A 1,704-nucleotide genomic window follows, 5' to 3' on the forward strand; every position below is an offset into this window, starting at 1 on the left:
CCTTGCCACCGGCCAGATTGGTGACGATGAAGCTGGTGTTAGTACCTTGGGCACCGACCTCGACCCGCGCGATGATGCGCCCGACGCGGCTCCAACTAGCGGCCCCATCCAAGAACTCCTTGAACCTGCGGACCTTGTTCGTCTTCGGTGACGCTTCAAAGCGTGCCGTCGTGCGGGCTTCCAGGTCCGCGACATGCTTGCGCAGGGTCGTGGTGGGCGGTACGCCGAGGATGAAGTCGACATCGTTGGCGCGGCACCAGTCGATGATCTGCGGGCTGCAATAGTGACCGTCGGCCCGGATCAGGATCCGGATGTTCGGCCAGTTGCTCCGGATCGCCCGCACGAGGCGGCGCAGGTGAGCGCGGATCTCAGCCCCACTTGGCCGCTTGGCCGGTCGCAGGACAGCAGCCACGAACCGGCCGTCGCCATCGAACACAACGATCGGCTGGAAGCCGTACTCGTCGTGATGGGCATTGAAGGGGCGGAGCTGCTGGTTGCCGTGCACGGCGTCAAACGTGTCGTCGATGTCGAGCACGATCCGCTTCGGAATCTGCCGGAAGGAGGCGCAGTAGAGGTCGAGCATCGTCCGGCCCATGGCGAGCAGCGAGCGCACATCGGTAGGTTCTCCAGCCGACACATCGTCGATTGCGACGCCAGATCCCGACCCGAAGGGGGCGCATCCTGGGCCATCTTGAAGACCGGGTCGGAACGCAGCCGGTTGGCGTCGTTGCCATCCTCGTAACCGGCGGCGATCATCTTCATGCGGAAGCCGATCATATCTGCAAAGTTGTGGATGACCTGGTCCGGGCTGCGTGGATCATCGATGCAGCGCGCCAGACGGTCGGCCACCCGCAGTCGTTTCTCCACCTCTGCTAGAGCCAGAACGCCACTTCCTGGATTCGTTTGACATGCCTTTTGCCATGCGCATGCGCGGCGCAAATCTTTTGAACTGGCCGATATCCAGAAAAGTGCCGGTGACCGCAAACGGAAAGGCAAGCCGATATCGCCGATCGCCCTGGAGGCTTCGACGCGCTGTTCGAGATCGAGCGGCAGATCAAGGGATTAAGCGCCGAAGAACGACTGGCTGCAAGGCAGGAAAAGAGCAAGCCGCTGTTCGATGACATGCATGAGTGGCTGAAACGGGAGCGTGATACGCTCAGCAGATCCTCAGAGATGATCGAGCCGATCGACTATATGCTGAAGCGCTGGGATGGTTTTGCCGGTTCCTGGACGAATCTGTCTCACGAACACCGCGGCAGAACGCGCGCTGAGAGGAATTACACTCGGTCGCCGCAACTGGACCTTCGCCGGTTCCCAGCGTGGGGCCGATCGCGCCGCCATCATGCTCACCTTCATCACGCCGTCTCAACGACGTCGACCCAAAGGCGTGGCTCGCCGATGTATTCGCCCGCATCGCCGATGTTCCCGTCTCCCGCCTGCACGAACTACTGCCTTGGCAATCGAAGGCACATAAAGGGACCGCTATTGCGGCGGCCGCATAAACAGCTTCCGGAACAACGCTTCCAACGCTCCAAGCCTTGTAAGCGGGCAGCTGAGGCCGTTCAGCGCTGGTAATTCCATGGCATGAGGGCGTCGATATTGCTGTTTGGCCAGCCATTGGCAATGCGCTCGAGGGTCAGGGTGAGCCAGGCGTGCGGATCGACCTGATTCATCTTGGCGGTGGTCAGCAGGGTGGCGATGGTG

The 1,704-nt window shown here is 61.6% G+C and carries 1 protein-coding gene and 2 pseudogenes; 1 reads left to right on the plus strand and 2 read right to left on the minus strand.

Going from position 1 to position 1,704, the window contains the following annotated elements; genetic code table 11:
- Positions 1–888 (minus strand): annotated as a pseudogene (locus NKH89_RS35565) (IS1380 family transposase); the annotation flags it as partial.
- A 22-nt stretch (positions 889–910) separates the two neighbouring features.
- On the opposite strand from NKH89_RS35565, the pseudogene NKH89_RS35570 reads away from it, so the two are divergent.
- A pseudogene (locus NKH89_RS35570) lies at positions 911–1,502 on the plus strand (IS66 family transposase); the annotation flags it as partial.
- A gap of 60 nt (positions 1,503–1,562) precedes the next feature.
- On the opposite strand, the gene NKH89_RS35575 reads toward NKH89_RS35570, so the two are convergent.
- The coding region (locus tag NKH89_RS35575) for a transposase domain-containing protein (RefSeq protein ID WP_352912022.1) at positions 1,563–1,704 on the minus strand (142 nt) is incomplete at its 5' end.

Source organism: Mesorhizobium sp. M0923 (assembly GCF_040319365.1).
In the GTDB taxonomy this organism is placed as follows: Bacteria; Pseudomonadota; Alphaproteobacteria; order Rhizobiales; family Rhizobiaceae; genus Mesorhizobium.